Raw genomic sequence first — 23,017 nt, forward strand, 5'->3', positions numbered from 1 at the left:
AGGGTCTGGAAGTGAAGAATGCGCATCACGCTGCTGTCGACGTCCGACACCGACCTGCTGTCGGCCCGCGCCTCCGGCGCCGCCTACACGCTCGGCAACCCGTCCCGGCTCGACGCCTCCGCCGGCCTTCCCGCCCTCCTCGACGGCGCGGACCTCGTCGTCGTCCGGATCCTGGGCACCGCCCGCTCCTGGCAGGAGGGCCTCGACGCCGTCGCCGCGCACGGCGTCCCGTTCGTCGTCCTGGGCGGTGAGCAGACCCCCGACGCCGCGCTGATGGCCCTGTCCACGGTCCCCGTCGGCGTCGCCGCCGAGGCGCACCGCTACCTCGCCCAGGGCGGCCCCGGCAACCTCGCCCAGCTCCACGCCTTCCTCACCGACACGGTGCTGCTCACCGGCATCGGCTTCGAGCCCCCCGCCGTCATCCCCGACTGGGGCCACGCGGCGCGCGAGGTCCCGCAGGGCGACCTGCCCCGCATCGCCATCCTGTACTACCGCGCCCACGAGACCAGCGGGAACAACGCCTTCGTGCACGCCCTCGCCGACGCCGTCGACGCGACCGGCGAGGCCGTCGGCGTCCCGGTGTTCGTCTCCTCGCTGCGCTCGGCCTCCGACGACCTCTACGCCGAGCTCGCCGGTTTCGACGCGCTCATCGTCACGGTTCTGGCCGCCGGAGGCACCGCGCCCGCCACCGCGAGCGCCGGGGGAGACGACGAGGCCTGGGACGTCGAGCGGATGCGCGCCTTGGACGTCCCGATCCTGCAGGCCCTGTGCCTGACGTGGTCGCGCGAGACGTGGGAGGCCTCCGACGACGGCGTCTCCCCGCTGGACTCTGCCACCCAGATCGCCATTCCCGAGTTCGACGGCCGCATCATCACGGTCCCGTTCTCCTTCAAGGAGCTCGACGAGGACGGTCTGCCCCGCTACGTCGCCCACCCCGAACGCTGCACGAGGGCCGCCCGCATCGCCGTCGCGCACGCCCGCCTGCGCCGCATCCCCCCGGCCGAGCGCCGCATCGCGATCGTCCTCTCGGCGTACCCGACCAAGCACAGCCGCATCGGCAACGCCGTCGGCCTGGACACCCCCGTCTCCGCCGTCCGCCTCCTGCGCGCGATGCGCGAACACGGCTACGACCTGGGCGCCCCCGGCGAGATCCCCGGCCTGGAGCCGCTGCCGCCCGTCGAAGGCGAGGAGCCCGACACCACCGCCGGGAACGCGCTCATCCACGCGCTCATCGAGGCGGGCGGCCAGGACGAGGAGTGGCTGACCGACGCCCAGCTCGCCGAAGGCGCCGTGCGCATCCCCGCCGCCGACTACCGCGCGTGGATCTCCGACCTGCCCGCCGAGCTCACCGACGCGATGGCCGAGGCATGGGGCCCAGCCCCCGGCACGCTGTTCGTCAACGAGGACGACGAACTCGTCCTGGCCACCCTGCGCGCCGGGAACATCGTCATCCTCATCCAGCCGCCGCGCGGCTTCGGCGAGAACCCCGTGGCGATCTACCACGACCCCGACATGCCGCCCTCGCACCACTACCTGGCCGCCTACCGCTGGCTGGAGAACGGCTTCGGCGCGCACGCCGTCGTCCATCTCGGCAAGCACGGCTCCCTGGAGTGGCTGCCGGGCAAGAACGCCGGCCTGTCCGCGGCGTGCGCGACGGACGCCGCGATCGGCGGCATGCCGTTCGTCTACCCGTTCCTCATCAACGACCCCGGCGAAGGCGCGCAGGCCAAGCGCCGCTCCCACGCCGTGATCGTCGACCACCTCGTGCCGCCGATGGCGCGCGCCGAGACGTACGGCGACATCGCGAAACTGGAACAGCTCCTCGACGAGCACGCCAACATCGCGTCCATGGACCCGGCGAAGCTCCCGGCGATCCGCGCCCGCATCTGGACGCTGCTCCAGCAGGCGCAGATCAACCGCGACCTCGGCCTGGACGAGCGTCCCGACGACGAGGAGTTCGACGACTTCCTCCTGCACGTCGACGGCTGGCTGTGCGAGATCAAGGACGCCCAGATCCGCGACGGCCTGCACGTCCTCGGACAGGCCCCCGAAGGCGCGACGCGCGTCGACCTCGTCCTGGCGATCCTGCGCGCCACCCAGATCTGGGGCGGCGACACCAAGGCGCTGCCGGGCCTGCGCGCCGCGCTGGGCCTGAAGCAGGACGCCCCCGTCACCGAGGTCGACGCCGTCGAGGAGACGGCACGCGCCCTGGTCTCCGGGCTGGAGGACGCCGGCTGGGACGCCGCGCGCATCCCCGGTCTGGTGCGGACGCGGCTGGGCCGGGACGACGAGGCGGTGGCGAACGTGCTGGCGTTCGCCGCCGAGCAGGTCGTCCCGCGCCTGGCCGCCACCACCGGCGAGCTCGACGCCGTCCTGCACGCCCTCGACGGCGGCTTCATCCCCGCCGGTCCGTCCGGCTCCCCGCTGCGCGGCCTGGTCAACGTCCTGCCGACCGGCCGCAACTTCTACACCGTTGACCCCAAGGCCGTGCCGTCGCGGCTCGCCTACGAGACGGGCCGCTCCATCGCCGAGTCCCTGCTCGCCCGCCACCTGGACGACACCGGCGAGTACCCGCGCTCGGTCGGCCTGTCGGTGTGGGGCACTTCTGCGATGCGCACCTCCGGCGACGACATAGCCGAAGTCCTGTCACTCATCGGCGTCCGCCCCGAATGGGACGAGGCGTCCCGCCGCGTGAACGGCCTCACCGTCATCCCCCTGGAAGAGCTCGGACGCCCCCGCATCGACGTCACCGTCCGCATCTCCGGCTTCTTCCGCGACGCGTTCCCGCACGTCATCGCGCTCCTCGACGACGCCATCCGCCTCGTCGCCGACCTCGACGAACCCGACGAGCAGAACTACGTCCGCGCCCACGCCCGCGCCGATCTGGCCCGCCACGGCGACGAACGGCGCGCCACCACCCGCATCTTCGGCTCCAAGCCCGGCTCCTACGGCGCCGGAATCCTCCAGGTCATCGAAGCGGGCAACTGGCGCGACGACGCCGACCTCGCCCAGGTCTACACGGCCTGGGGCGGCTTCGCGTACGGCCGCGGCCTCGACGGCGCCCCCGCCGAAGAGGACCTGCGCGCCAACTACGGCCGCATCACCGTCGCCGCCAAGAACATCGACACCCGCGAACACGACATCGCCGACTCCGACGACTACTTCCAGTACCACGGCGGCATGATCGCCACCGTCCGCGCCCTGACCGGCAAGGCGCCCACCGCCTACATCGGCGACTCCACCGCCCCCGACGCCGTGCGCACCCGCCTCCTCGCCGAGGAGACCGCCCGCGTCTTCCGCGCCCGCGTCGTCAACCCGCGCTGGATCACCGCGATGCGCCGCCACGGCTACAAGGGCGCCTTCGAACTCGCGGCCACCGTCGACTACCTCTTCGGCTACGACGCGACGGCGGGCGTCGTCCACGACTGGATGTACGAGGCACTCGCCACCAGCTACGTCCTCGACGGGGAAGTCCAGCAGTTCATGCGCCGCGCCAACCCGTGGGCACTGCGCAGCGTCATCGAACGCCTCGACGAGGCGGCCGAACGCGGCCTGTGGGAATCCCCCGACCCCGCGCTCCTGTCCGAGCTCCGCCGCGTCTACCTCGAAGTCGAAGGCGACCTGGAGGACGACAGATGAGACGCGTCCGCATCATCGGCATCGGCCCCGGCCACCCCGACCAGATCACGGCCGAAGCCGCCCGCGCGATGACCGAGGTCGCCTACTTCCTCGTCCCCGACAAGTCCGCCGACCACGCCGGCACCGACGGCCTCCTCCGCGCCCGCGAGGAGATCTGCCGCCACCACCTCCCCGGCGCATACCGCGTGGTGACCGTCCGCGACCCCGAACGCGACCGCGACGACCCGTCCGACTACCGCCGCGCCGTAGAGGAATGGCACGAAGCCCGCGCCGCCGCCTACGAACAGGCCATGCTGGAGAACCCCGGCGACGTCGGCTTCCTCGTCTGGGGCGACCCCTCCCTCTACGACTCGACCATCCGCGTAGTAGAACGCGTCCTGGCCCGCGGCAACGTGTCCTTCGACTACGACGTCATCCCCGGCGTGAGCAGCCTCCAACTCCTAGCCGCCCGCCACCGCCTCGTCCTCAACGACATAGGCACCTCCCTCACCGTCACCACCGGCCGCCGCCTCCCCGCCGAAGCCGCCGCCGGCAACGACAACCTCGTCGTCATGCTCGACGGCTCCCTCCGCTGCCGCACCCTCCCCGACCCCTCCGCCTGGCACATCTGGTGGGGCGCCAACCTAGGCTCCCCCGAAGAAGCCCTCGCCTCCGGCCCCCTCGCCGAGGCCCTGAACGAGATCACCAACACCCGCGCCCAGGTCAAAGCCACCGCCGGCTGGATCATGGACACCTACCTCCTCCGCCGCCTCCCCGCGACCTGAGAACGGGACGGCTGCTGGAAGCGGGTGAGGTCGGTGAGTTCGGCGGAGCAGTCGGCGGGCTCCCACAGTTCGAGTCGGCCGCCGGGCCAGACGCCGGTGATCCGTCCGTCGGCGACGACGACGGGGCGCAGGACTCCGCCGCCAGGATGCACGTCTCTGCGGTGGGATTCGGGAACGGGCCGGTCGGTCCAGCCGAGGAGGTACTCGTCGTAGGCGGGCAGTAGGCGGATGAAAGAGCTGGAGTCCTCTGGCGCGGGCGGCTCGGGAAGCTCCCGCCAGGAGCGGCGGATGGAGCGCAGCGGCAGCCCCGACCAGAGGGCTAGATCCTCCGGAGCGCACGGGTGGTGGGCCCGCCGGTAGCGCAGGACCAGTTCCCGCAGCGCCTTCTCCACGTCCGTCGGCGCTTCGGGCAGTGGAGCCCCCAGCCAGTCGACGGTGTGCACGTAGGTGGTTCTGCCGCCGTGCTCCGCCCCCAGCATGACGAGTCCCGCATGTGCCCCGAGCGCGGCGAGATGGACGATCGCCTGCCCTTCCTCGCCGAGCCGGGCCCCGAGCTCGGCCTTCGTCAGCGGGCCCTGCCCGGCCAGGGCCCGCCCGATCCGGCACAAGGCGTCCTCATAGGACATCTCCCGGCCCAGTTCGCGGAGCCGCCGCAGCGAGGCCGCCGCCGACCCGCGCACCAGGGGCAGGAACCACCCCGCGTCCTCGGCCGCCACCAGATGCAGGGTCCCGCGCGGCCCCCAGCACCTGAGCACCGACCGCTCGTCCCGGACCGCGTCGACCTCATCCCGCGTGACACCGTCCATCCGCGCCCGAAAGGCCAGCGGAAACGCGGCGACGTCCTGCGCCTGGACGGCCAGCAGCCCCCGCACGACCTCGACGACCCCTCCCGAAGGGGGCCGGTGCAGCAACTGGGAGACCGCCCGCGCCGCGAAGGGCGAAGTACTCACATGGCCTCCTGAAACGTTCCCCATGCGCGGTGCTGTCTTTCCTTTGCGGACGCGACGATATCCGGCTCGACACCAGGGACGCCCCGTCAGGGCACAGGCGCAGGACCCGGCGCTATGAAGCACTCCTGCTCCTGGGCGCAGCCCTGATCTGCTGGAGACACCTCGCCCACACTTTGTCAGGACCTTTTAGAGGTGAAGCCGAGCACGGCCTGCGTGATCGCGAGGGTGAGCGGAACTCTCCCGACCACGCATGCCCGACGGCTATCTGATCTTGATGATCACCTTTCCGAACGGGCTGGCCGATTCGTAGTACCTGTACGCCGCCACGGCTTCTTCGAACGGGAACACCTGGTCGAGGACCGGTCGGAGCCGATGCGCGGTGATGAGGTCGTTCATGGAGATGAACTGGGCGCGACTGCCGACGGCCAATGCGCGGACTGTGGCGGCGACGCCGAACAGCAGACGAGGGTCGACCGGTGGCCAGTCGCCGGAGACGGACCCGACGAAGGCGATGTGTCCGTCGATGGCGACTGACTTCAGCGACTGCTCCAGCGTTCCGGCGGTGTCGACGACGCGGTCGACCCCTCGCCCGGCGGTGAGTTCACGGGTAGCGGTATGCCAGTTCGGGATGTCGCGGTAGTTGATCACCTCGTCGGCTCCCAGATCGCGAAGGCGCTGTTCCTTGTCCGCGCGGCTTGTCGTGGCGATTACTTTCGCGCCCAGGAGTTTGGCGAATTGCACCGTGAACAGCGACACGCCACCGGAGCCGGTGACCAGCACGGTCTGTCCGCGCTGGATTCCGCGGCCGTCGCCGGTCAGGGCGTTCCATGCCGTGACGGCCGCGCAGGGAAGAGTCGCCGCCTCGGCGTAGGAGAGGTGGTCAGGGATGTGCACGAGCGCGTCCTCAGGGAGGATGGCCAGCTCGGTCAGCATTCCGTCGAGCGAGCCACCCAGCTGCGGCAGGTATGCCGGTTCCAGCGGGCCGTCCAGCCACCGCGGGAACAGCGCGGCGGTGACGCGGTCGCCTGGGCGCACCCGCCGGACGTCCGGCCCGACGGCGACGACCTCGCCGGCACCGTCCGAGACGGGTATGACGTCCGGTTCGACGGGCAGCACGTACTGCCCCCGTAGCACCAGGAGTTCGCGGAAGCTGAGCGAGGCGGCGTGGACCGCGACCGCGACCTCCCCCTTCCCGGGTGTGCGTGGTTCGTGCGTGCGCAGCGACAGGCCATCGATACCGCCGCCGGTGGTGACATGGTAGCTGCGCACCATCGATGGGCGTATCGCCATCATCGCGGTCATCCCTCGATGAACTGGTAGTCGCTGACGATGCGGCCGTCGGGGCCGAGCATGAGGATCTCCAGCCCGACGCCGGCGATCTCACCCCCGTCCCGGGGCGCCATCTCCCAGTTGAACTTGACAACGTCGTGGAGCCGGTCGGCGTTGCCGCGGGACCGGAAGACAAAGGTGCCGGGTGCGACGAACTCTTCGTGGGAGCGGGTCACCCGGAACTCCAACGCGTGGTGCCCGCGCGCCTCCAGAAGGAGACGTTCGAAGCCCAGCCCTTCAGCGGTCTCCAGGATCTCTTTGGGAGGCTGCAGAACATGGACCGCATCGGCGGACCACAGCTCGCGAATCGCGGCGCGGCGGCGCTCCGCATCGGGTTCGTTCCATACGGCGACGTAGCGGTCGGTGAGGTCGTGGATGTCGATGTCAGCCATGGTTGATCCCCTTGGTTGTGCATGGTCGGCGTGCGGCAACGACTTTGTTGCACCGGTTCTCGCGCGGCAATTCCCTGCAGGGAATCGCCGGTCGGCAGCCGACCGCGTTATACAAGGTGGGTGATCAGCGAATCGACCAGAGACGGGTTCGCCGGAGCGTTGCGTGAGTGGCGCACTCGGCGGCGCGTCAGCCAGCTGGAACTGGCCATGCGTGCCGGAACCACGCAGCGGCACGTCAGCTTCATCGAGAGCGGACGGTCGACCCCCGGCCGATCAATGATCATCCGGCTGGCCGAATCCCTGGAGATACCGATCCGCGAGCGCAACGAACTGCTCCTTGCAGCCGGATTCGCATCGGTCTACCCGCAGACCAGCCTGGACGACCCCCAACTCGAACCGATTCGCACCGCCCTCGAACGGATCCTGCACGGCCACCTGCCGTACCCGGCGGTGGTCGTCGACCGGCACGGCGACCTGGCCTCGGCCAACACCGCCTTCTACGCCCTCACCGCCGGTGTGGCTCCGCATCTGCTCGTACCGCCGGTGAGCGTTCCCCGGGTGCTGCTGCATCCGCAGGGCCTCGCGCCACGCATCGTCAACCTCGATGAGTGGGCGTGGCACATCATCGACCGCATCCAGGCCGAGAGCGTGCGCAACCCGGACGACCGACTCCAACGCCTGGCCTCCGAACTCACCGACCTGGCACCACCACGTCCGCGCGAGTCGCCGCACCACCTCGGCTTCGCCGTACCGCTGCGCCTCCGGGCACATGATCCAGCCGACGGCAGGGAGCTGACGCTCATCACCACGCTCACCCATTTCGGCACCGCTGTCGACGTCACCATCGCCGAACTACGACTTGAGGCGTTCCTACCGGCTGACCAAGCGACCAGTGCCATGCTGGCCGAACTCCTCAAGCGGTGACCGATCCGACAGCCGGGTGTGTTCAGCAAACTGCTTCGCGGTGTGCAACTCCTTGTCACGAGCTCTCCGGGGCGGTGGGGGTCAGGTTCCGGGGTGGTCGTCGGCGTCGCGGAGGTAGGTGAGGACGGCGCGGACTCGGCGGTGGTCGTCGGGGGCGGGTGGGAGATCGAGTTTGGCGAGGATCGAGCCCACGTGTTTGACGATCGCGGCTTCGGTGACGACGAGGCGGCGGGCGATGGCGCCGTTGGACAGGCCTTCGGCCATGAGGGCGAGGACTTCGCGTTCGCGGTCGGTGAGGCGTTCCAGGGGGGAGCGGTCGCGGCGGCGGGACAGCAGGCGCCGCACCACCTCCGGGTCGATGACGAGGCCGCCCGCGGCGATCCGGTCGAGGGCGTCGATGAACTCGGCGACCTGGCCTACGCGGTCCTTGAGGAGGTAGCCGACGCCGCCGCCGGTCTGGAGGAGGTCGGCGGCATAGGACTGCTCCACGTACTGGGACAGGACCAGGACCGGGAGGCCGGGGCGTTCGGCGCGCAGCGCCAGGGCGGTGCGCAGGCCCTCGTCGCGGAAGCCGGGGGGCATCCTGACGTCGGTGACGACCGCGTCGGGGGCGTGCTCGGCCACGGCGGCGGCCAGGCTCGGGGCGTCGGTCACCGCGGCGACGACCTCGTGGCCGAACCGGGTGAGGATCTGGCTCAGGCCCTCCAGCAGCAGGACCGAGTCCTCGGCGATCACGATGCGCATGGGATCTCCACCCGAAGGATCGTAGGGCCGCCGGGCGGGCTGGACAGCCGCAGCGTGCCGTCGTGGACCGCCGCCCGGTCGGCCAGGCCTTGAAGTCCGCCGCCCTGGGCGGGTTCGGCGCCGCCTCCTCCGTCGTCCTGGACTTCGACGAGGAGAGTGCCGTCGCCCCGGCGGATCCGCACCCGGGCCAGGGAGGCGCCGCTGTGCTTGGCCACGTTGGCCAGCGCCTCGGCGACCACGAAGTACGCGGCGCTTTCGACGGGTTCCGGGGGGCGTTCGGGCAGCTCGACGTCGACGTCCACGGGCACGGGGGAGCGGTCGGCCAGGGAGTCCACGGCCGCGGCGAGGCCGCGGTCGGTGAGCACGGAGGGGTGGATGCCGTGGACGAGGTCGCGCAGCTCCTCCAGGGCGGCGCGAGCCTCCGCCTGGGCCTTGTCGATGAGGTCGGGGGCGGCGCCGTCCAGCCTGGCCAGGCCCAGCGTCATGATCAGGCCGGTGAGGCGCTGCTGCGCGCCGTCGTGGAGGTCGCGTTCGATACGGCGCCGCTCGGCCTCGAACGCGTCGGCCAGGCGTGCCCGCGACGCGCGTACCTCGATCAGCTCCTCGGCGGGAGCGCGGACGAGCAGGGCGCGGGCGAGAGCGGCGCGTCCTCCGGCCAGCGCGGCGAAGGCATAGCAGCCGGCCAGCGCGATGGCCAGGCCCAGCAGGGTGGTCAGCCACGCCTCCAAAGGCTCGTCGACCGTGGCGAACGAGCCGTACATGATCCGGTCGCCGTTGGCCACCAGGTAGGGGGCGCCCACCGCCACGGTCGAGCCGACGATGATCGCGAACGGGACCATGAGGTCGACGGCCGCCAGCACGCTGAACAGCAGCGCGTAGCCCAGCTCCCGCCAGGTGGCGCTCTCCCGCAGCCGGAAGAGCACCCGGGCGCGCGTTCCCGCCCCGTCCGGGACGGCGCGGTGCGCGGACGGGGCGGCCCGCGGATCGAGCCAGCGCAGTCGCCACCGCTCGACGGAGGCGAGCACGACGGCCGTCAAGGGGACGCAGGCCAGCACCCCGAAACCGACCACCAGCGGGGCCAACACCACGCCCACCAGGAGCAGCACGGCAACGACGGCCAGCCAGAGCACGGCCACGAGCGGAGTGGTGGCGAGGTAGGCGAGCGAACGCCACGGCCAGGACGAGAACACGAAGCGCACGGGATTGCGCGCCATCGCCCGCCAGACGTTCATGGAACGACCTTAGGGGAGGCCGCATGGTGTTCGAGCAGGTCACGGAGGCGTGCGTAGGAGTGGTCCCAGCTCCATTCCGCACGCACCCACTCCCGGCCTTTCCTCCCCATGGCGGCGCGTTCCGCCGGGTCGGTGAGCAGTTCGGAGAGGCGGTCGGCGATCGCGGGCACCGACGTGGCGGTGACGACATGACCGGTCTCGCCGTCCCGTACGGCCTCGGGCGCGCCGCCGGAGTCACCCGCCAGCACCGGCAGCCCGGCGGCCGCGGCTTCCAGGAAGACGATGCCCAGGCCTTCGGTCTCCAGGCGGAGGCGTCGGCTGCGGCACGGCATGGCGAACACGTCGGCGGCGGCGTAGTAGGGCGGGAGTTCGGCTTGGGGGAGCGCGCCGGCGAACACCACGGCGTCCGGCGGCAGCCGCTCGGCCATCGCGCGGAGCTTCGGCTCCTGCGGGCCTTCGCCGACGATCAGCAGCGCGGCGTCGGGGACCGCTCGCCGGACGAGGGGGAGCGCCTGGATGAGGCGGTCCTGGCCTTTGCGGGCGACGAGCCGTGACACGGTGAGGACGACCGGCCTGCCGCCCAGACCGTGGCGCTCACGGATGGTCGCGCCGTCGGCGTCGGGCCGGAAGGCGTCGCCGTCCACACCGGGGACGAGCCGTGTCGTCCGGGCGTGCGGTCCGAGGGCTCCGGCGATCCGCGATCGGGTGTAGCCGGTCAGATAGGTGACGGTGCCGGCCCGTTCGCCGATGCGCCGCAGCATGCGCCGGGCACCGGGCACGCTCGCCCACCACACCTCGTGTCCGTGGGTGGTGGCGACCGACGGCAGCCCGTCGAGCCGTCCGGCGAGCAGCCCGAGCGGCGCGGCGGCCCCGAACCAGACCGCGTCGCAACCGTGGCCGGCGGCCAGTTCGCGGACGGTACGGGCGACGCGCGGGGTGGGCAGGAGGGTGCGGGAGCGGTCGCGGACCACCGGGAAGGGCAGTCCGGCGTCGAAGGCTTCGCCGCCCGGCTCGGACGAGGTGTAGACGACCACCTCGTCCGCGGGGAACCGGCTCGCCATCTCGTGGACGAAGGTCTCGATGCCGCCGAGCCGGGGCGGGAAGTCGTTGGTGACGATCAGACAGCGGCGCACGGTTGCGCCTCCTCGCGGTGCGGCACCCCGGCCGTCCGGGCCCACAGGGCCAGAAGCGCCGGATAGACGAGGTAGCCCCACCGGGTGGCGGGCATCAGCAAGGCGGCCAGCAGCAACCCGAACGCGAGCCGCATCGCGGCGTCGGAGACGGAGCGGGGCGGACGGACCACCAGCCAGATCCCCATGGCGACCGCGGCCCCCACGAGAGCGGCCACCGCGGCGGCGTGCCCGTACGGACCGAGCCCGGCGATCAGATGCCCCGGCAGGGGGCTGCCGGCCGGTGAGGCGACGTCGGCCAGCCCGAGCGGGAACCGGACGGCGTTGGCCCACATCCCGGCGGGATCGACCAGCGCGGGCAGCAGAACCCCCGACGCCACCACCCCGGCCGCGGCCCCGACGAAGACGGGCAGGTCCGTCCGCCGCCGAGCCGCCACCAGCACCAGGCAGACCGCGAGAGCAGGCCAGGCCGTGGCCTTCAACGTCGCCGCGGCCCCCAGCACCAGCCCCGCCGCGCCCGGCCGCCGCACGGCCAGTGCCAGCCCCAGACAGGCCAGCCCGATCACCGGCAGGTCATCACCGCCCACCGCCAACGGCAGCGCCACCAGTGGTGAGGCCGCCGAGAGCACCAGCGGCCGGACCTCCACCCGTCCACGCAGAACCACCCCGGCCCCGGCCAACGCAGCGAGGAACACACCCCCGAAGACCAGCCGCGCATCCACTCCCCACGCCCCGAAGAGCGCCATCCCGGGCAGGTACGGGTTGTAAGCGGTGTAGTCCGCGCTCTCCGCCAACTCAGCAGGCCCCAGATAAGGCGTGCCGTACTCCATCAGGTGCTGCCCGGACCGCTCGACGACCCCCACCTCGGGCTGCGCCTGCCCGGTGCCGACGAGGAACGCCAGCGGCAGCAGCACGGCCCCGGCGAACACGGCTCCCGCCACCGCCCCTCGGCACCGCCGCCCCGCAGGCAGGAGCACCAGAAGCGCCCCGAGCCCATACGCGACGGCCGCGATCTGCCCCCACACCCGATGCGTCTCCAGCCCGGAGACCCCCGCCGTCACCCCGGCGAAAACAGCGAACCCGCCGTACACCCCGGCATCCGCATACCGGCCGGCCCCTTCCCGAAGCCCCGCGTATCCCGTCGGCCGTCCCGTCCGCACCACCGCATGCGGCTGCGCCACGATCGCCATCCGCGCCCCTTATCTGCGACTTGAGCTGTACTTTCCGTCGCATTCCAGGCAACCGTCCGAGGCCGCGGAGATCACTGGACCTGGCCGCCGAACCGGGGGTAGGGCCAGCCCTACTCCGGCCTCCGCCGGACCGGCGCAGGCCGCCGCGAGGGGATCAAGGCGAGTCCGCCACCTCCCCGAGGGGGCAAAAGTGTGACTTGTTGATATTCGAGGCGTTATCTAGCTTTCTGTATGGGTGCTATCGCACAGAGCGACGACCCGGAAGCCGCCCCCCTGCTGAGGAGACCCGCCCCATGACCGGACGCAAGTCCAGGACACGCTCCCTCTTCGCCGCGTTCACCGCCGCCGCGCTCGGCGCCGCCGCCCTCACCGCGAGCACGGCGCGGGCCGCCGAATCCGGCCTGCTGCAATGCCAGGGAACGGAGACCATCGCCTACAGCCCGGGCGTCGTCCTCGCCCCCCGCGACGTCACCTTCACCATCGACGGCCGCTTCGCCTCCTGCCTCGACACCACGGGCCAGGTGACCGGCGGCTCCTACGAGGAGGAGTTCACCGTCTCCGTGGGCTGCAACGGCCTCCTCGACTCCTTCGAAGCCGAACGCGTCTTCACCTGGAGCACCGGCGACACCAGCACGGCCACCACCACCGGCCAGAGCACCGCCCTCCTCGGCCAGGTCGTCACCACCCTCACCGGCACCATCACCCAGGGCCGCTTCCAGGGCCGCTCCCTCCTCCAGACCGTCACCCTGCCCCAGCTGGGATTCCTCCAGTGCGCCACCACCGGCCTGTCGGGCACGACCGGCCTGACCACCCTCACCCTCACCTGATCCCGCGTCACGACCCGGTGGTCCGCTCACGCCTTCTCGAAGTCGGGCTTCTCCCGGACGCCGCAGTCGGGGCAGCACCAGTCGTCGGGGACCTCGCTCCAGGGGGTGCCCGGAGGGAAGCCTTCGCGGGGCTCGCCCCTGTCCTCGTCGTAGGCGTAGTCGCACACCGGGCAGCGGTAGGTCACGCGGTCTCCTCCGCGAGGGCGGCGACGCCGTAGCGGGCGTGCTTGCCGGGCTGGATGTTGGCCTTGGCGGCGTCGCCGCCGTAGTGGCGGATGACGCGCTTGTCCATGACCTTGCGCCACAGGGGCGGGATGTAGGCGATGCGGACCATGGTGGCGTAGCCGCCGGGCAGTTCGGGGGCCTCGTCGAAGTGGCGCAGGGCCTGGTAGCGGCGGGTGGGGTTGGCGTGGTGGTCGCTGTGGCGCTGCAGGTGGAACAGCAGGATGTTGGAGGCGATGTCGTCGCTGTTCCAGCTGTGGCGGGGAGAGCAGCGTTCGTACCGGCCATTGGCGGTCTTCTGGCGCAGCAGGCCGTAGTGCTCGATGTAGTTGACGACCTCCAGGCCGGAGAAGCCGATCACGGCCTGCAGCAGCAGCCAGGGGATGACGCCCGCACCGAACACGGCGATCAGGGCGCCGAACAGGACGATCGACATCGCCCAGGCGTTGAGCACGTCGTTGCGCCATGTCCAGGGACCGTGCCCGGACCGGGCCAGCCGCGCCTTCTCCAGGCGCCAAGCGGAAGTCAGGCTTCCCCGCACCGCGCGCGGCCAGAACCGGTAGAAGCTCTCTCCCAGGCGGGCGCTGGCCGGGTCCTCGGGGGTGGCCACCCGCACGTGGTGCCCGCGGTTGTGCTCGATGTAGAAGTGCCCGTACCCGGTCGGCGCGAGGGCGATCTTCGACAGCCACCGCTCGACGGACTCCTTCTTGTGGCCGAGTTCGTGTGCGGCGTTGATGCCGGTGGTGCCCACGAGGCCGAGGGTCATCACCAGGCCGATCTTCTCCCACCCGGCCACGTCGCCCCGCGACCACATCCAGCAGGCCAGCACCAGGCCGCCGTAGTGCAGAGGCAGGTAGGCGTAGACGCACCAGCGGTAGTACCGCTGCCGCTCCAGCCACGCCAGGACGCTCTCGGGCGGGTTGCCGGCGTCCTTGCCGATCCTGCGGTCCAGGAAGGGGACGAGCTCCCCGAACAGGACGGGGCCCAGGAACCAGAAGACGCCCCAGCCGGTGGCCTCCACCAGGCCCCAGGACAGGAAGGGGGCGGCGGGCAGGATCAGCCCGAGCAGCCACAGGTACTTCTTCTCATCGACCCAGTCGTACGGCGGGGCGCTCGTCGCTTCCGCGGTCATGACACCTCCAGAAAACGGGGCTTCGCGCCCACCATGCCACGTTTCGTACGCTGTAAACAAGGTGTGGGCTGTACGTCCCGAAGCCCGGACCCGCGGTCCCGGGGGTGTCAGCGGCCGCGCGGGGTCACCAGGCCGGATTCGTAGGCGAGGATCACGAGCTGGGCGCGGTCGCGGGCGTGGAGCTTGGCCATGGCGCGGTTGACGTGGGTCTTCGCGGTCAGCGGGCTGATCACCATGTGGCCGGCGATCTCGTCGTTGGACAGGCCCCGCGCGACGAGGACGACGGCCTCGCGCTCGCGGTTGGTCAGCCCTTCCAGCCCCGGGCCGGCGCCGGTGCCGGGCGGGTGCGCGACGTACCTGTCGATGAGCCTGCGGGTGATCGAGGGGGCGAGGAGGGCGTCGCCGCGCGCGGCGACGCGGACGGCGTGGAGGAAGTCCTCCGGCTGGACGTCCTTGACGAGGAACCCGGCGGCGCCGGCGCGCAGCGCGTTGAAGACGTACTCGTCCAGGCCGTAGTTGGTCAGGATGACGACGCGCACCGGGGCCAGGGCCGGGTCCGCGGCGATGCGCCGGGTCGCCTCGATGCCGTCCATGACCGGCATCCGGATGTCGATGAGCGCGATGTCGGGCAGGTGCTCCCGGGCGAGGTTCAGGCCCTCCTTCCCGTCGGAGCCCTCGGCGATCACCTCGATGTCGTCTTCGAGGTCCAGGAGCGCGCGGAAGCCGCTGCGCAGGAGGGGCTGATCGTCGACCAGCAGGACCCGGATCACGGCGTCCGGCTCATGGGGAGCTCGGCCTGGACGGTGAAACCGCCCTCACCGCGCGGTTCGGCGCGCAGCCGGCCGCCGAGCGCGGTGACCCGTTCGCGCATCCCCAGCAGCCCGACACCAGGCGCAGGGGCGATGCCCGGCGCGGCCTTGCCGTCGTCGTCGACGCGTACCACGAGGGTGTTCGGGCGGCAGTCGATCAGGACCGACGCCGTCGCGGCGTCCGCGTGGCGGGCGATGTTGGTGAGCGACTCCTGGACGATCCGGTAGACGGTCCGGTCCACCGCGGCCGGCACGTCGTGTCGTCGCCCTTCGATCGTCAGCGTCGCGTCCAGGCCGATGGAGCGAGCCCGTTCCACCAGTTCGGGGACGTCCTCGAGACCGCGTGGCGCGGCCGTATCGTCGTCGCGCAGCGCCTCCAGTGTCGCGCGCAGCTCCCGGGTGGCCTCACGTCCGGCCTCCTGAATCGCCAGCAGGGCTTCCGGCACCCGCTCACCGCGCTTGCGGGCCACGTGGACGGCGACCTCGGCCTGGACCTTGATGATCGAGATCTGGTGGGTGAGCGAGTCGTGCAGCTCCCGCGCGATGCGCAGCCGCTCCTCGGCGGCGCGGTGCCGCGCGGTCTCCTCCCGGTTGCGTTCGGCCTCGTCGGCCCGCTGCTCGGCCTGCCGCAGCGCTTCGCCCGCGGCACCGGCGGCGATCAGCCAGGCGATCTCCAGGGCGCTTCGAGACTGCGCGAACGCCTCGCCTGCGTCGTGCAGACCCGAGGCCAGGGCCGCGAGGGGGAGCGCCACCAGCATGGCCGCGCTCGCCGCCGCGGTGATGGCGCGGTGCCCCGCCCGCACGGCCGTGTACACCGCGAACAGGTACGCCACGGCGGGCACGTCGAAACCGATCGCCTGGTAGGCCACCACGCACGACCCGGTGACGGCCAGGACGGAGACCGGGGCGCGGCGGCGCGCGACCAGCGCCAGACCGCCCGCCGCCAGCAGCGCGCAGCCGAGCAGGTCGAGGTCCGAGCGCGGACCTGGCAGTCCGGTGACCAGCAGGGCCGCCGTCACGCCGACGGCGACCACCCCGTCGCCGACACTGATCCGTCCCCCGCTCATGCGTGCACCCTAGCCGGACGGCCGTGCGAGGCGACTCCTCCGCGCAGACGAGCGACCGCCTACCGCACACGCCGTATCTTCGCGTTTCCTACGGCGTCCGCAGTAGCCGGATGCCGCACCGGCGGCAGCGCATAATGCCTGCGCTCGCGGGACGACCAGCGGCGGGCTCTGCGGACATGCTCGGACGACGTCCAGTCGCAAGAGGAGAAGGAGCACCCCATGCCCGTTCGGTTCGCGCTCGCCGCACACGCCTTGGCCCAGCCGGCCGCCGTCGACGTCTTCACCATGAGCCCCGGACGGGCCGGAGCCGTGGCGGCCGCGCTGCTGGGGCTGGCCGGCGTGGTCGCCGGCGGGCTGGCCCTGGCCCGCTCCACCGGTCGCATCGGCATCGGCCCCGGACGAGGAGGAGCGGTCGCGGCCCTGGTGGCCGGGCCGATCGGGACGGCTCTCGGCGGGCTGGTCGTGGCCACCGCCGACGGCGGCCTGGGCACCGGGCACGGGCTGGGCGGAGGCATCGTGGCCGCGCTGCTGGGACTGGCCGGCGTGCTCCTCGGCGGGCTGTCCCTGGCCCGCTTCCGCGCCGCCGGCTGACCGCGGCCGCCGGCCGTCGGCCGCCGTGAAGGTCAGGAGAGGACGGCGGCCTCCCGGGTGGTGATGGCCTCCCAGTCGGCGGTGCCGAGCTCGGCGAGGGCGGCGGGGAAGATGCCGTACTCCTCGGCGTGGATGTGCTCGGTGAGGGCGGTGGCGACGGCCAGGACGCGGGTGGCGGTGATGGGCGGCGCGAGGGCCTCGGCGAGTTCGGCGTGCTCGGCTTCGAGCGCCTTGATGTGGTCGGCGAACTCCTCGCGGTCGCGCAGGGAGGTGAACAGGCCGTGCTCCTCCGCCCGGACGTGGGTGGTCAGCAGGGCGACGAGGTCGGTGGCGAGGCGGTCGGCGGCCGGGCCGTCGGGGGCGGAGCGCAGCTCGGCGACGAGGTCGAGCAGCTGTTCGTGTTCCGTCATCAGACGGCGGATGGGGACGATCTCGCGGCAGCCGCAGTGATAGCACATGTTTTCCTCCGCTTCGCAAGGTAGACCCCGTCGGCGGGGGTCCGGAACGGTCCATCGGCCGCCGGGGGAGGGGCTTTGGTCCCTGCCCCGGCGGCCGGGGGCGGACGAGAGTCGGGGGTCGTGGCCGTCGGCCGGCGCGCACGCCCCGCCGTAGTTTTCACGGCCTCGGTTGTTTTTACAATGCGGACCGTGCAAACTCGAAGGGTGGCTGAGGACATCGACACCAGAGCGCACCGGGTCCTGGCGGACGTGAGCAGGGTCGCGGTGCTGGAGGCGCTGCGGCGGGCGGGGGGTCCGCTGACCGCTCCCGAGCTCGCCGAGTCGGTCGGCCTGCACCCCAACACCGTGCGGGCCCATCTGACGCTGCTCGCCGAGCACGGCCACGTCACCGCCGAGCCCGAGCGGCGCGAACGCCCCGGCCGCCCCCGCGTCCTGTACTCCGCGCCCGCCCCCGCCGACGACGGGCGCCGCGACTACCGGCTGCTGGCCGAGACCCTGATCGGCTACCTGTCGGCCCAGGGCGGAGACCGGGGGCAGGCCGCGATCGAGGCCGGCCGCGGCTACGGCCGCCGTGCCGTGCGGCACACCGGGAGCATCGGGGACGCCCCGGACACCGACGCCGACACGGCGGTCCGCAAGACCGTCGAACTGCTCGCCGAGGCGGGCTTCGCTCCCCGGGCGACCGCCGATGGCACCGGCATCGAACTGCACCACTGCCCGTTCCGGGAGCTGGCCGAGACCGACGCCGACGTCGTCTGCGGGGTGCACCTGGGCATCATGCGGGGCGCCCTGGCCGAACTCGGCGCCCCGGTCGAGGCGGTACGGCTGCTGCCGTTCGTGCGGCCCGGCCTCTGCGTCGCCGAGCTGCGGCGATGACCGCCTCCGCCGCCCCCGCGCCGTCGAAGGAGCCGTCGTGAGCTCACCGGTACCGGACGTGAAGAAGAGACCGGAACCCCCCTCGTCCGCACCGGCCCCCCGGGCGCTCTGGCACGCCCGCGCCAACGCGGTCGTGCTGGCCTGGCTGGCCCTGGCCCTGGCCGCGCTGGCGGTCCGCGGCGTGCTGGACGTGCCGCGCTGGCTGATCGTCCACCTGTTCCTGCTGGGCGCGGTGACCAACGCCATCGTGACCTGGACCGAGCACTTCGCCACCGCGCTGCTGCGTCTGCCGCCCGCCGGGCCGAGGTGGACGGTGGTGCGGCCGGCGGCGCTGAACATCGGGATCGCCGCCGTGCTCGGTGGCTCGCTGAGCGGCTCGCCCTGGCCGGCGACGGGCGGCGCGGCGCTCGTGGCCGGCACCGTCGCCGCGCACGTCGGCCTGCTGGCCGCACGGTCCCGCCGGTCGCTCGCCGGGCGGTTCGCGCACGTGCTCGGCTGGTACGTCTGCTCCGGCGCGGCCCTGGTCGTCGGCGGGACGCTGGGCGGCGTGATGGTCTCGGGCCTGGCCCCGGCGTCCTGGCACGAGCGCGTCGAGGCCGCGCACGTCCACACCAACCTGCTCGGCTGGGTCGGCCTGGCGGTGGTCGGCACGCTGTTCACCCTGTGGCCGACCGTGCTGCGCACCCGGATGGTCGAGGACGTCGGCACGGTGGCCCGCCGGGCGCTGTGCCTGGCCGTGCCCGGCCTCGCCGCGGTCGTGGGCGGGCTGCTGGCGGACGCGGGCCCGGTCGCCGCGGCGGGGCTGGCGCTGTTCACCGGGGCGGTGCTGTTCGCGCTGGTCCCGTTCGTCCGCACCGCCCGGCGGCGGCGCCCGCACAACCCGGCGGCGTGGATGCTCGCGGCCGGGACGTGCTGGTTCGTCGTGGTCCTCCTCGCCGACCTCCTCGTCGTCGCGACGCGGCCGCCGGACGAGGTGGCCGCCGGGTTCGCGGCGCTGCTGCCGCTGATCCTGGCGGGCTTCGCCGCGCAGATCCTGGTCGGGTCGCTGACCTTCCTGCTGCCGGTGGTGCTGGGCGGGGGACCGGCGGGGCTCAAGCAGTCGGCCGCGCTGCTGGAACGCGGCTGGATCGTCCGCCTCGTCCTGGTCAACGCGGCGGTGCCGTGCACTTTGCTGCCCTGGGCGCGGGCGTCGTCCCTCGCGTGGGCGGCGGTGGCGGTGGCGTACGGCGGGTTCGTGGTGCTCGCCGCGCTCGCGGTGGGCCGGAGGCTGCAGCCGTCCCCTCCGGCGCTGGGCATCGGGCTGGGCGGCGTGCTGACCGCGCTGGCCGTGGTGTTCGCGGTGAGCGGCCCGGCGGGGCCCGCCGTGCGGACGGTCGCCGGGGGCGGCGTCCAGACCGTGCAGGTCACGCTCGCGGGGATGCGGGTCAGCCCCGGCACGATCGAGGCGCCGCGCGGCACCCGCCTGGTGCTGGAGGTGACCAACGAGGACGCCCAGCCGCACGACCTGCGGCTGGCCACCGGCGAGCAGACGCCGCTGCTGAGCGCGGGCGGGACCGCCACGCTGACCCTGGACCCGCTGACCGGGCCGGTCGAGGGCTGGTGCACCGTCGCCGGGCACCGCGCCGCCGGGATGACCCTGCGGATCGAGGTGACCGGAGCCTCGGCCGCCGCGACGCGCGCCGACCACAGCGAGCACTCCGACGGCGCGGCGCTCGACCTGGCCGCCGCCCCGGGCCCGTCCTGGAAGCCGTACGACGCGGCGCTGCGGCCCGCGCCCGGCGGCACCGAGCACGAGGTCGAGCTGCACGCCACCGAGGAGGAGTTCGAGGTCGCGCCCGGCGTCGAGCAGGAGATGTGGACGTTCGGCGGCGGCGTCCCCGGCCCGGTGCTGCGCGGGAAGGTCGGCGACGTGTTCACCGTGACGTTCGTCAACGACGGAGCGATGGGGCACGGCATCGACTTCCACGCCGGTTCGCTCGCCCCTGATGTCCCGATGCGCACCATCCAGCCCGGCGAGCGGCTGACGTACCGGTTCAAGGCCGAACACGCCGGAGCCTGGCTCTACCACTGCTCGACCATGCCGATGCTCCAGCACATCGCCAACGGCATGTACGGCGCGGTGGTCATCGATCCCCCCGGCCTGCCCGCGGTGGACCGCGAGTACCTGCTGGTGCAGGGCGAGCTCTACCTCGGGACGGTCGACGACCGGGCGGCCGGGATGCGCGAGGGCAAGGCGGACGCCTGGATGTTCAACGGCACGGCCGCCGGTTACGACCATGCCCCGCTGGCCGCGAAGGCGGGGGAGCGGGTGCGGATCTGGGTGGTGGCCGCAGGGCCGGGCTCCGGGACCGCCTTCCATATCGTGGGAGCCCGGTTCGACACGGTCTACAAGGAAGGCGCGTACCTGCTGGAACGCGGTGGTCCGGGCGGCGCGCAGGTGCTCGACCTGTCCGTCGCTCAAGGCGGCTTCGCCGAGACGGTCTTCCCCGAGCCGGGCCGCTATCCCTTCGTCGACCACGACATGCGCCACGGCGAGGCGGGCGCCCACGGCTTCTTCGAGGTGACCCGATGACCCTGTGGACGCTCGTGCGGTTCCTGCACGTGATCTCGGCGGCGCTGTGGGTCGGCGGGCAGCTCACCGTCTCCCTGGTGCTGATGCCGATGGCCAGGCGCTCCCTGCCGGCAGGCCCGCGCGCTCAGGTGCTCCAGGGCGTGGGCCGCCGGTTCGGCATGTTCACCGGTGCGTTCTTCCTGCCCGTGCAGATCGGCACGGGCGTCGCGCTCGCCGTGCACAAGGGCGTCACCTGGGAGTCCCTGGCCCATCCCGGCTACGGCCGCGTCCTCGCCGCCAAGCTGCTGCTGTTCTGCGCCGTGATGACCGCCGCGACCCTGCACGGCTGGGCCAACCGCCACCGCAGGCTCGCCTTCGCCCGCGGCATGGCCATCACCTCCCTGGTCGGCTCGGTCGGCATCATCCTCCTGGCCACCGCGCTCCCTGCCACCTGAGATCACCAAAAACCATGATCGAAGGCTCTTGTCCTGACATGATGAAATCCGCCTGATTCCTCTGGAGTGCGGAGGTGGGAGTGGCAGTCGGCCGGGTCCTCAACGACCGGTACCGCCTGGACTCGGTGCTCGGCCGGGGCGGCATGGGAGCCGTCTGGCTGGGACGGGACGTCCTCCTGAACCGGCTCGTGGCGGTCAAGACCCTCCACGGCGAGACCACCCCCCGCGCCGCCGACCGCTTCCTGCGCGAGGCCCGCACCCTGGCCGCCCTCCGGTCCCCGGGCGTGGTCCGCGTCCTGGACTTCGGCACCGCCGCCGACGGCACCGTCTTCATGGTCATGGAACATGTGGAGGGCCTGTCCCTCGCCGGCCGGCTGACCGCGGGCCCGCTGAGCGAATCCGAGACCCTCGCCCTGGTCGCCTCGGCGGCCCGCGCCCTCGGCGCCGTCCACGCCGCCGGAATCGTCCACCGCGACGTGAAGCCCGCGAACATCATGCTCGATCCCGACGGCACCGTCACGCTCGTCGACTTCGGCATCGCCGTGCCCCCGGACGAGCCCAGGATCACCCAGTCGGGCGTGCTCGTCGGCACCCCGTCCTACCTGGCGCCCGAACAGGCGGACGGCGGCCCCGTCACCCCCGCCACGGACCTCTACGCCCTCGGCGTCGTCGCCTACGAGTGCCTCACGGGCCGTCCGCCCTTCACCGGCCCGACCCCGATGGCCGTCGTCTCCGAGCACCTCACGAAAGAGCCGCCGCCGCTCCCCCCGGCCTTCTCCCCGGCAGCGGCGGCCCTGGTCGGACGGGCCCTGGCCAAGAACCCCGCCGACCGCTGGCCCGACGCCGCCGCCATGGCCCGGGCGGCGGACCAGGGGGCCGCCGCCACCCTCTCCGCCCAGCCGACGCCGTCGAAGCCGGCGGGACGCAGGCGCCTGACGCTCATCGCGGGCATCACGACCCTGGCCGCTGCCGCCGCCGTCACCGTCTGGGCCCTCCCCGAGGACGCGCCGGCATCCCGTCGGCCACAGGCCGCCCTGAAGCCGGCACCCGCCTCCGCACCGGCGACCCCGGCCGCCTCCACACCGCCGCCCGTTTCCGGCCCGGCGGCCTGGTGGCAGTTCGACACCGACGACGCCCTCGCCCCCGAACTGACGGGCAACGCGAAGCTGGAAGCCCACGCCGAGCGCGACGGCGTCCTCGCCCTGGACGGCCTCTCCGGCCGCGCCACGGTCGAAGTCCCCGCCTTGGACCCCGCCAAGGCCTTCACGGTCGCCGTCTGGGTCCGCTTCTCCGGCTACGGGAACACCGAGGAACGCGACATCACGGTCGCCAGCATCCCCGGCAAGAACAGCTCGGCCTTCTTCCTCCAGTACAAATCCACCTGGGGAGCCGACGGCTGGCACTTCGTCATGCCCCGCGCCGACTCCCTCGAACCACCGGTGGACACCGCGTCCTCCGCCATCGCGCCCAAGCCGGGCCGCTGGTACTTCGTCGCCGGGGTCCACGATCCCGCCGCCGAGCGCATCAGCCTCTACATCGACGGCGAGCGCCGTTCCTCCGCCCGGCACGCCGCCACCTGGAAGTCCACGAAGCCCCTCCACCTGGGCGTCCACCTGTGGGCGCGCCTCGAAGGCGGCCACTGGCCCGGCGCGCTGGACAAGGCGGCCGTCTACCCCCGCGCCCTGACCCCCGCCGAGATCAGGTCCCTGGCGTCCTGGTGAGCCGGCGGGGTTTT

The 23,017-nt window shown here is 72.7% G+C and carries 21 protein-coding genes; 9 read left to right on the plus strand and 12 right to left on the minus strand.

What is annotated here, in order from left to right; genetic code table 11:
* Positions 1 to 18: 18 nt before the first annotated feature.
* Together cobN and cobF are read left to right on the plus strand one after the other, a co-directional pair.
* On the plus strand, positions 19 to 3,639 hold the full coding sequence (cobN, locus tag ABD140_RS02450) for a cobaltochelatase subunit CobN (RefSeq protein ID WP_344236173.1): 3,621 nt from the start codon (positions 19 to 21) through the stop codon (positions 3,637 to 3,639).
* Complete coding sequence (cobF, locus tag ABD140_RS02455; protein ID WP_344236175.1) at positions 3,636 to 4,403, plus strand: precorrin-6A synthase (deacetylating); 768 nt, start codon at positions 3,636 to 3,638, stop codon at positions 4,401 to 4,403. Before cobN ends, cobF begins: the two co-directional genes overlap by 4 nt.
* Here the strand turns inward: cobF and ABD140_RS02460 are convergent.
* The 3 genes from ABD140_RS02460 to ABD140_RS02470 all read right to left on the minus strand — a co-directional run bounded on the left by ABD140_RS02460 (position 4,373) and on the right by ABD140_RS02470 (position 7,074).
* Positions 4,373 to 5,353: a winged helix DNA-binding domain-containing protein gene (locus ABD140_RS02460; RefSeq protein ID WP_344236177.1), complete on the minus strand. Its 981-nt coding sequence runs from the start codon at positions 5,351 to 5,353 to the stop codon at positions 4,373 to 4,375. The genes cobF and ABD140_RS02460 overlap by 31 nt on opposite strands.
* 261 nt (positions 5,354 to 5,614) lie before the next feature.
* Positions 5,615 to 6,655 (minus strand): zinc-dependent alcohol dehydrogenase family protein, encoded by a 1,041-nt coding sequence (locus ABD140_RS02465; RefSeq protein ID WP_344236179.1) that lies wholly within the window; start codon positions 6,653 to 6,655, stop codon positions 5,615 to 5,617.
* Positions 6,652 to 7,074 (minus strand): hypothetical protein, encoded by a 423-nt coding sequence (locus tag ABD140_RS02470; RefSeq protein ID WP_344236181.1) that lies wholly within the window; start codon positions 7,072 to 7,074, stop codon positions 6,652 to 6,654. Before ABD140_RS02470 ends, ABD140_RS02465 begins: the two co-directional genes overlap by 4 nt.
* A gap of 120 nt (positions 7,075 to 7,194) precedes the next feature.
* Between ABD140_RS02470 and ABD140_RS02475 the strand changes: the two genes are divergently transcribed.
* Entirely contained in the window at positions 7,195 to 7,998 is an 804-nt protein-coding gene (locus tag ABD140_RS02475) for a helix-turn-helix domain-containing protein (RefSeq protein WP_344236183.1), read from the plus strand.
* 81 nt (positions 7,999 to 8,079) lie between these two features.
* Here ABD140_RS02475 and ABD140_RS02480 read toward each other — a convergent pair whose 3' ends face one another.
* From ABD140_RS02480 to ABD140_RS02495, 4 genes are read right to left on the minus strand one after another with little or no spacing between them, the layout of a single operon-like run.
* The gene (locus tag ABD140_RS02480) at positions 8,080 to 8,742 is read right to left on the minus strand and encodes a response regulator transcription factor (RefSeq protein WP_344236185.1); all 663 of its coding nucleotides are present in this window, start codon (positions 8,740 to 8,742) and stop codon (positions 8,080 to 8,082) included.
* A complete protein-coding gene (locus tag ABD140_RS02485) occupies positions 8,730 to 9,974 on the minus strand; it encodes a sensor histidine kinase (RefSeq protein WP_344236187.1) in 1,245 nt (414 codons plus the stop codon). The genes ABD140_RS02480 and ABD140_RS02485 overlap by 13 nt, the downstream gene beginning before the upstream one ends.
* A complete protein-coding gene (locus tag ABD140_RS02490) occupies positions 9,971 to 11,107 on the minus strand; it encodes a glycosyltransferase family 4 protein (RefSeq protein ID WP_344236189.1) in 1,137 nt (378 codons plus the stop codon). The genes ABD140_RS02485 and ABD140_RS02490 overlap by 4 nt, the downstream gene beginning before the upstream one ends.
* Positions 11,092 to 12,294, minus strand: coding sequence for a glycosyltransferase 87 family protein (locus ABD140_RS02495; RefSeq protein WP_344236191.1), 1,203 nt, complete (start codon positions 12,292 to 12,294; stop codon positions 11,092 to 11,094). The genes ABD140_RS02490 and ABD140_RS02495 overlap by 16 nt, the downstream gene beginning before the upstream one ends.
* 293 nt (positions 12,295 to 12,587) lie before the next feature.
* Between ABD140_RS02495 and ABD140_RS02500 the strand changes: the two genes are divergently transcribed.
* On the plus strand, positions 12,588 to 13,121 hold the full coding sequence (locus tag ABD140_RS02500; protein ID WP_344236193.1) for a hypothetical protein: 534 nt from the start codon (positions 12,588 to 12,590) through the stop codon (positions 13,119 to 13,121).
* A gap of 26 nt (positions 13,122 to 13,147) precedes the next feature.
* On the opposite strand, the gene ABD140_RS02505 is transcribed toward ABD140_RS02500, so the two are convergent.
* The 4 genes from ABD140_RS02505 to ABD140_RS02520 all read right to left on the minus strand — a co-directional run bounded on the left by ABD140_RS02505 (position 13,148) and on the right by ABD140_RS02520 (position 16,351).
* Entirely contained in the window at positions 13,148 to 13,306 is a 159-nt protein-coding gene (locus tag ABD140_RS02505; protein ID WP_344236195.1) for a rubredoxin, read from the minus strand.
* Positions 13,303 to 14,475, minus strand: a complete 1,173-nt coding sequence (locus tag ABD140_RS02510) for an alkane 1-monooxygenase (RefSeq protein ID WP_344236197.1) — start codon at positions 14,473 to 14,475, stop codon at positions 13,303 to 13,305. The genes ABD140_RS02505 and ABD140_RS02510 overlap by 4 nt, the downstream gene beginning before the upstream one ends.
* A 107-nt stretch (positions 14,476 to 14,582) precedes the next feature.
* The gene (locus tag ABD140_RS02515) at positions 14,583 to 15,245 is read right to left on the minus strand and encodes a response regulator (RefSeq protein WP_344236199.1); all 663 of its coding nucleotides are present in this window, start codon (positions 15,243 to 15,245) and stop codon (positions 14,583 to 14,585) included.
* Positions 15,242 to 16,351: a sensor histidine kinase gene (locus ABD140_RS02520; RefSeq protein WP_344236201.1), complete on the minus strand. Its 1,110-nt coding sequence runs from the start codon at positions 16,349 to 16,351 to the stop codon at positions 15,242 to 15,244. The genes ABD140_RS02515 and ABD140_RS02520 overlap by 4 nt, the downstream gene beginning before the upstream one ends.
* A 219-nt stretch (positions 16,352 to 16,570) precedes the next feature.
* Between ABD140_RS02520 and ABD140_RS02525 the strand changes: the two genes are divergently transcribed.
* Positions 16,571 to 16,942, plus strand: a complete 372-nt coding sequence (locus ABD140_RS02525) for a DUF6223 family protein (protein ID WP_344236203.1) — start codon at positions 16,571 to 16,573, stop codon at positions 16,940 to 16,942.
* Between the two features lie 32 nt (positions 16,943 to 16,974).
* On the opposite strand, the gene ABD140_RS02530 is transcribed toward ABD140_RS02525, so the two are convergent.
* Positions 16,975 to 17,400 (minus strand): hemerythrin domain-containing protein, encoded by a 426-nt coding sequence (locus ABD140_RS02530; RefSeq protein WP_344236205.1) that lies wholly within the window; start codon positions 17,398 to 17,400, stop codon positions 16,975 to 16,977.
* Between the two features lie 204 nt (positions 17,401 to 17,604).
* Between ABD140_RS02530 and ABD140_RS02535 the strand changes: the two genes are divergently transcribed.
* The 4 genes from ABD140_RS02535 (at position 17,605) to ABD140_RS02550 (ending at position 23,003) form a co-directional block, all read left to right on the plus strand.
* A complete protein-coding gene (locus ABD140_RS02535; RefSeq protein ID WP_344236207.1) occupies positions 17,605 to 18,276 on the plus strand; it encodes a helix-turn-helix transcriptional regulator in 672 nt (223 codons plus the stop codon).
* Positions 18,277 to 18,313: 37 nt separating this feature from the next.
* The gene (locus ABD140_RS02540) at positions 18,314 to 20,848 is read left to right on the plus strand and encodes a multicopper oxidase domain-containing protein (protein ID WP_344236209.1); all 2,535 of its coding nucleotides are present in this window, start codon (positions 18,314 to 18,316) and stop codon (positions 20,846 to 20,848) included.
* Positions 20,845 to 21,282, plus strand: a complete 438-nt coding sequence (locus ABD140_RS02545) for a hypothetical protein (protein WP_344236211.1) — start codon at positions 20,845 to 20,847, stop codon at positions 21,280 to 21,282. Before ABD140_RS02540 ends, ABD140_RS02545 begins: the two co-directional genes overlap by 4 nt.
* Before the next feature lie 74 nt (positions 21,283 to 21,356).
* Positions 21,357 to 23,003 carry a protein kinase domain-containing protein gene (locus tag ABD140_RS02550; RefSeq protein WP_344236213.1) on the plus strand — a complete coding sequence of 549 codons (1,647 nt, stop codon included), beginning with the start codon at positions 21,357 to 21,359 and terminating at the stop codon, positions 23,001 to 23,003.
* The last annotated feature ends 14 nt before the right edge of the window (positions 23,004 to 23,017 follow it).

The sequence above is a fragment of the Actinocorallia libanotica genome (assembly GCF_039525175.1).
Lineage (GTDB): Bacteria > Actinomycetota > Actinomycetes > Streptosporangiales > Streptosporangiaceae > Actinocorallia > Actinocorallia libanotica.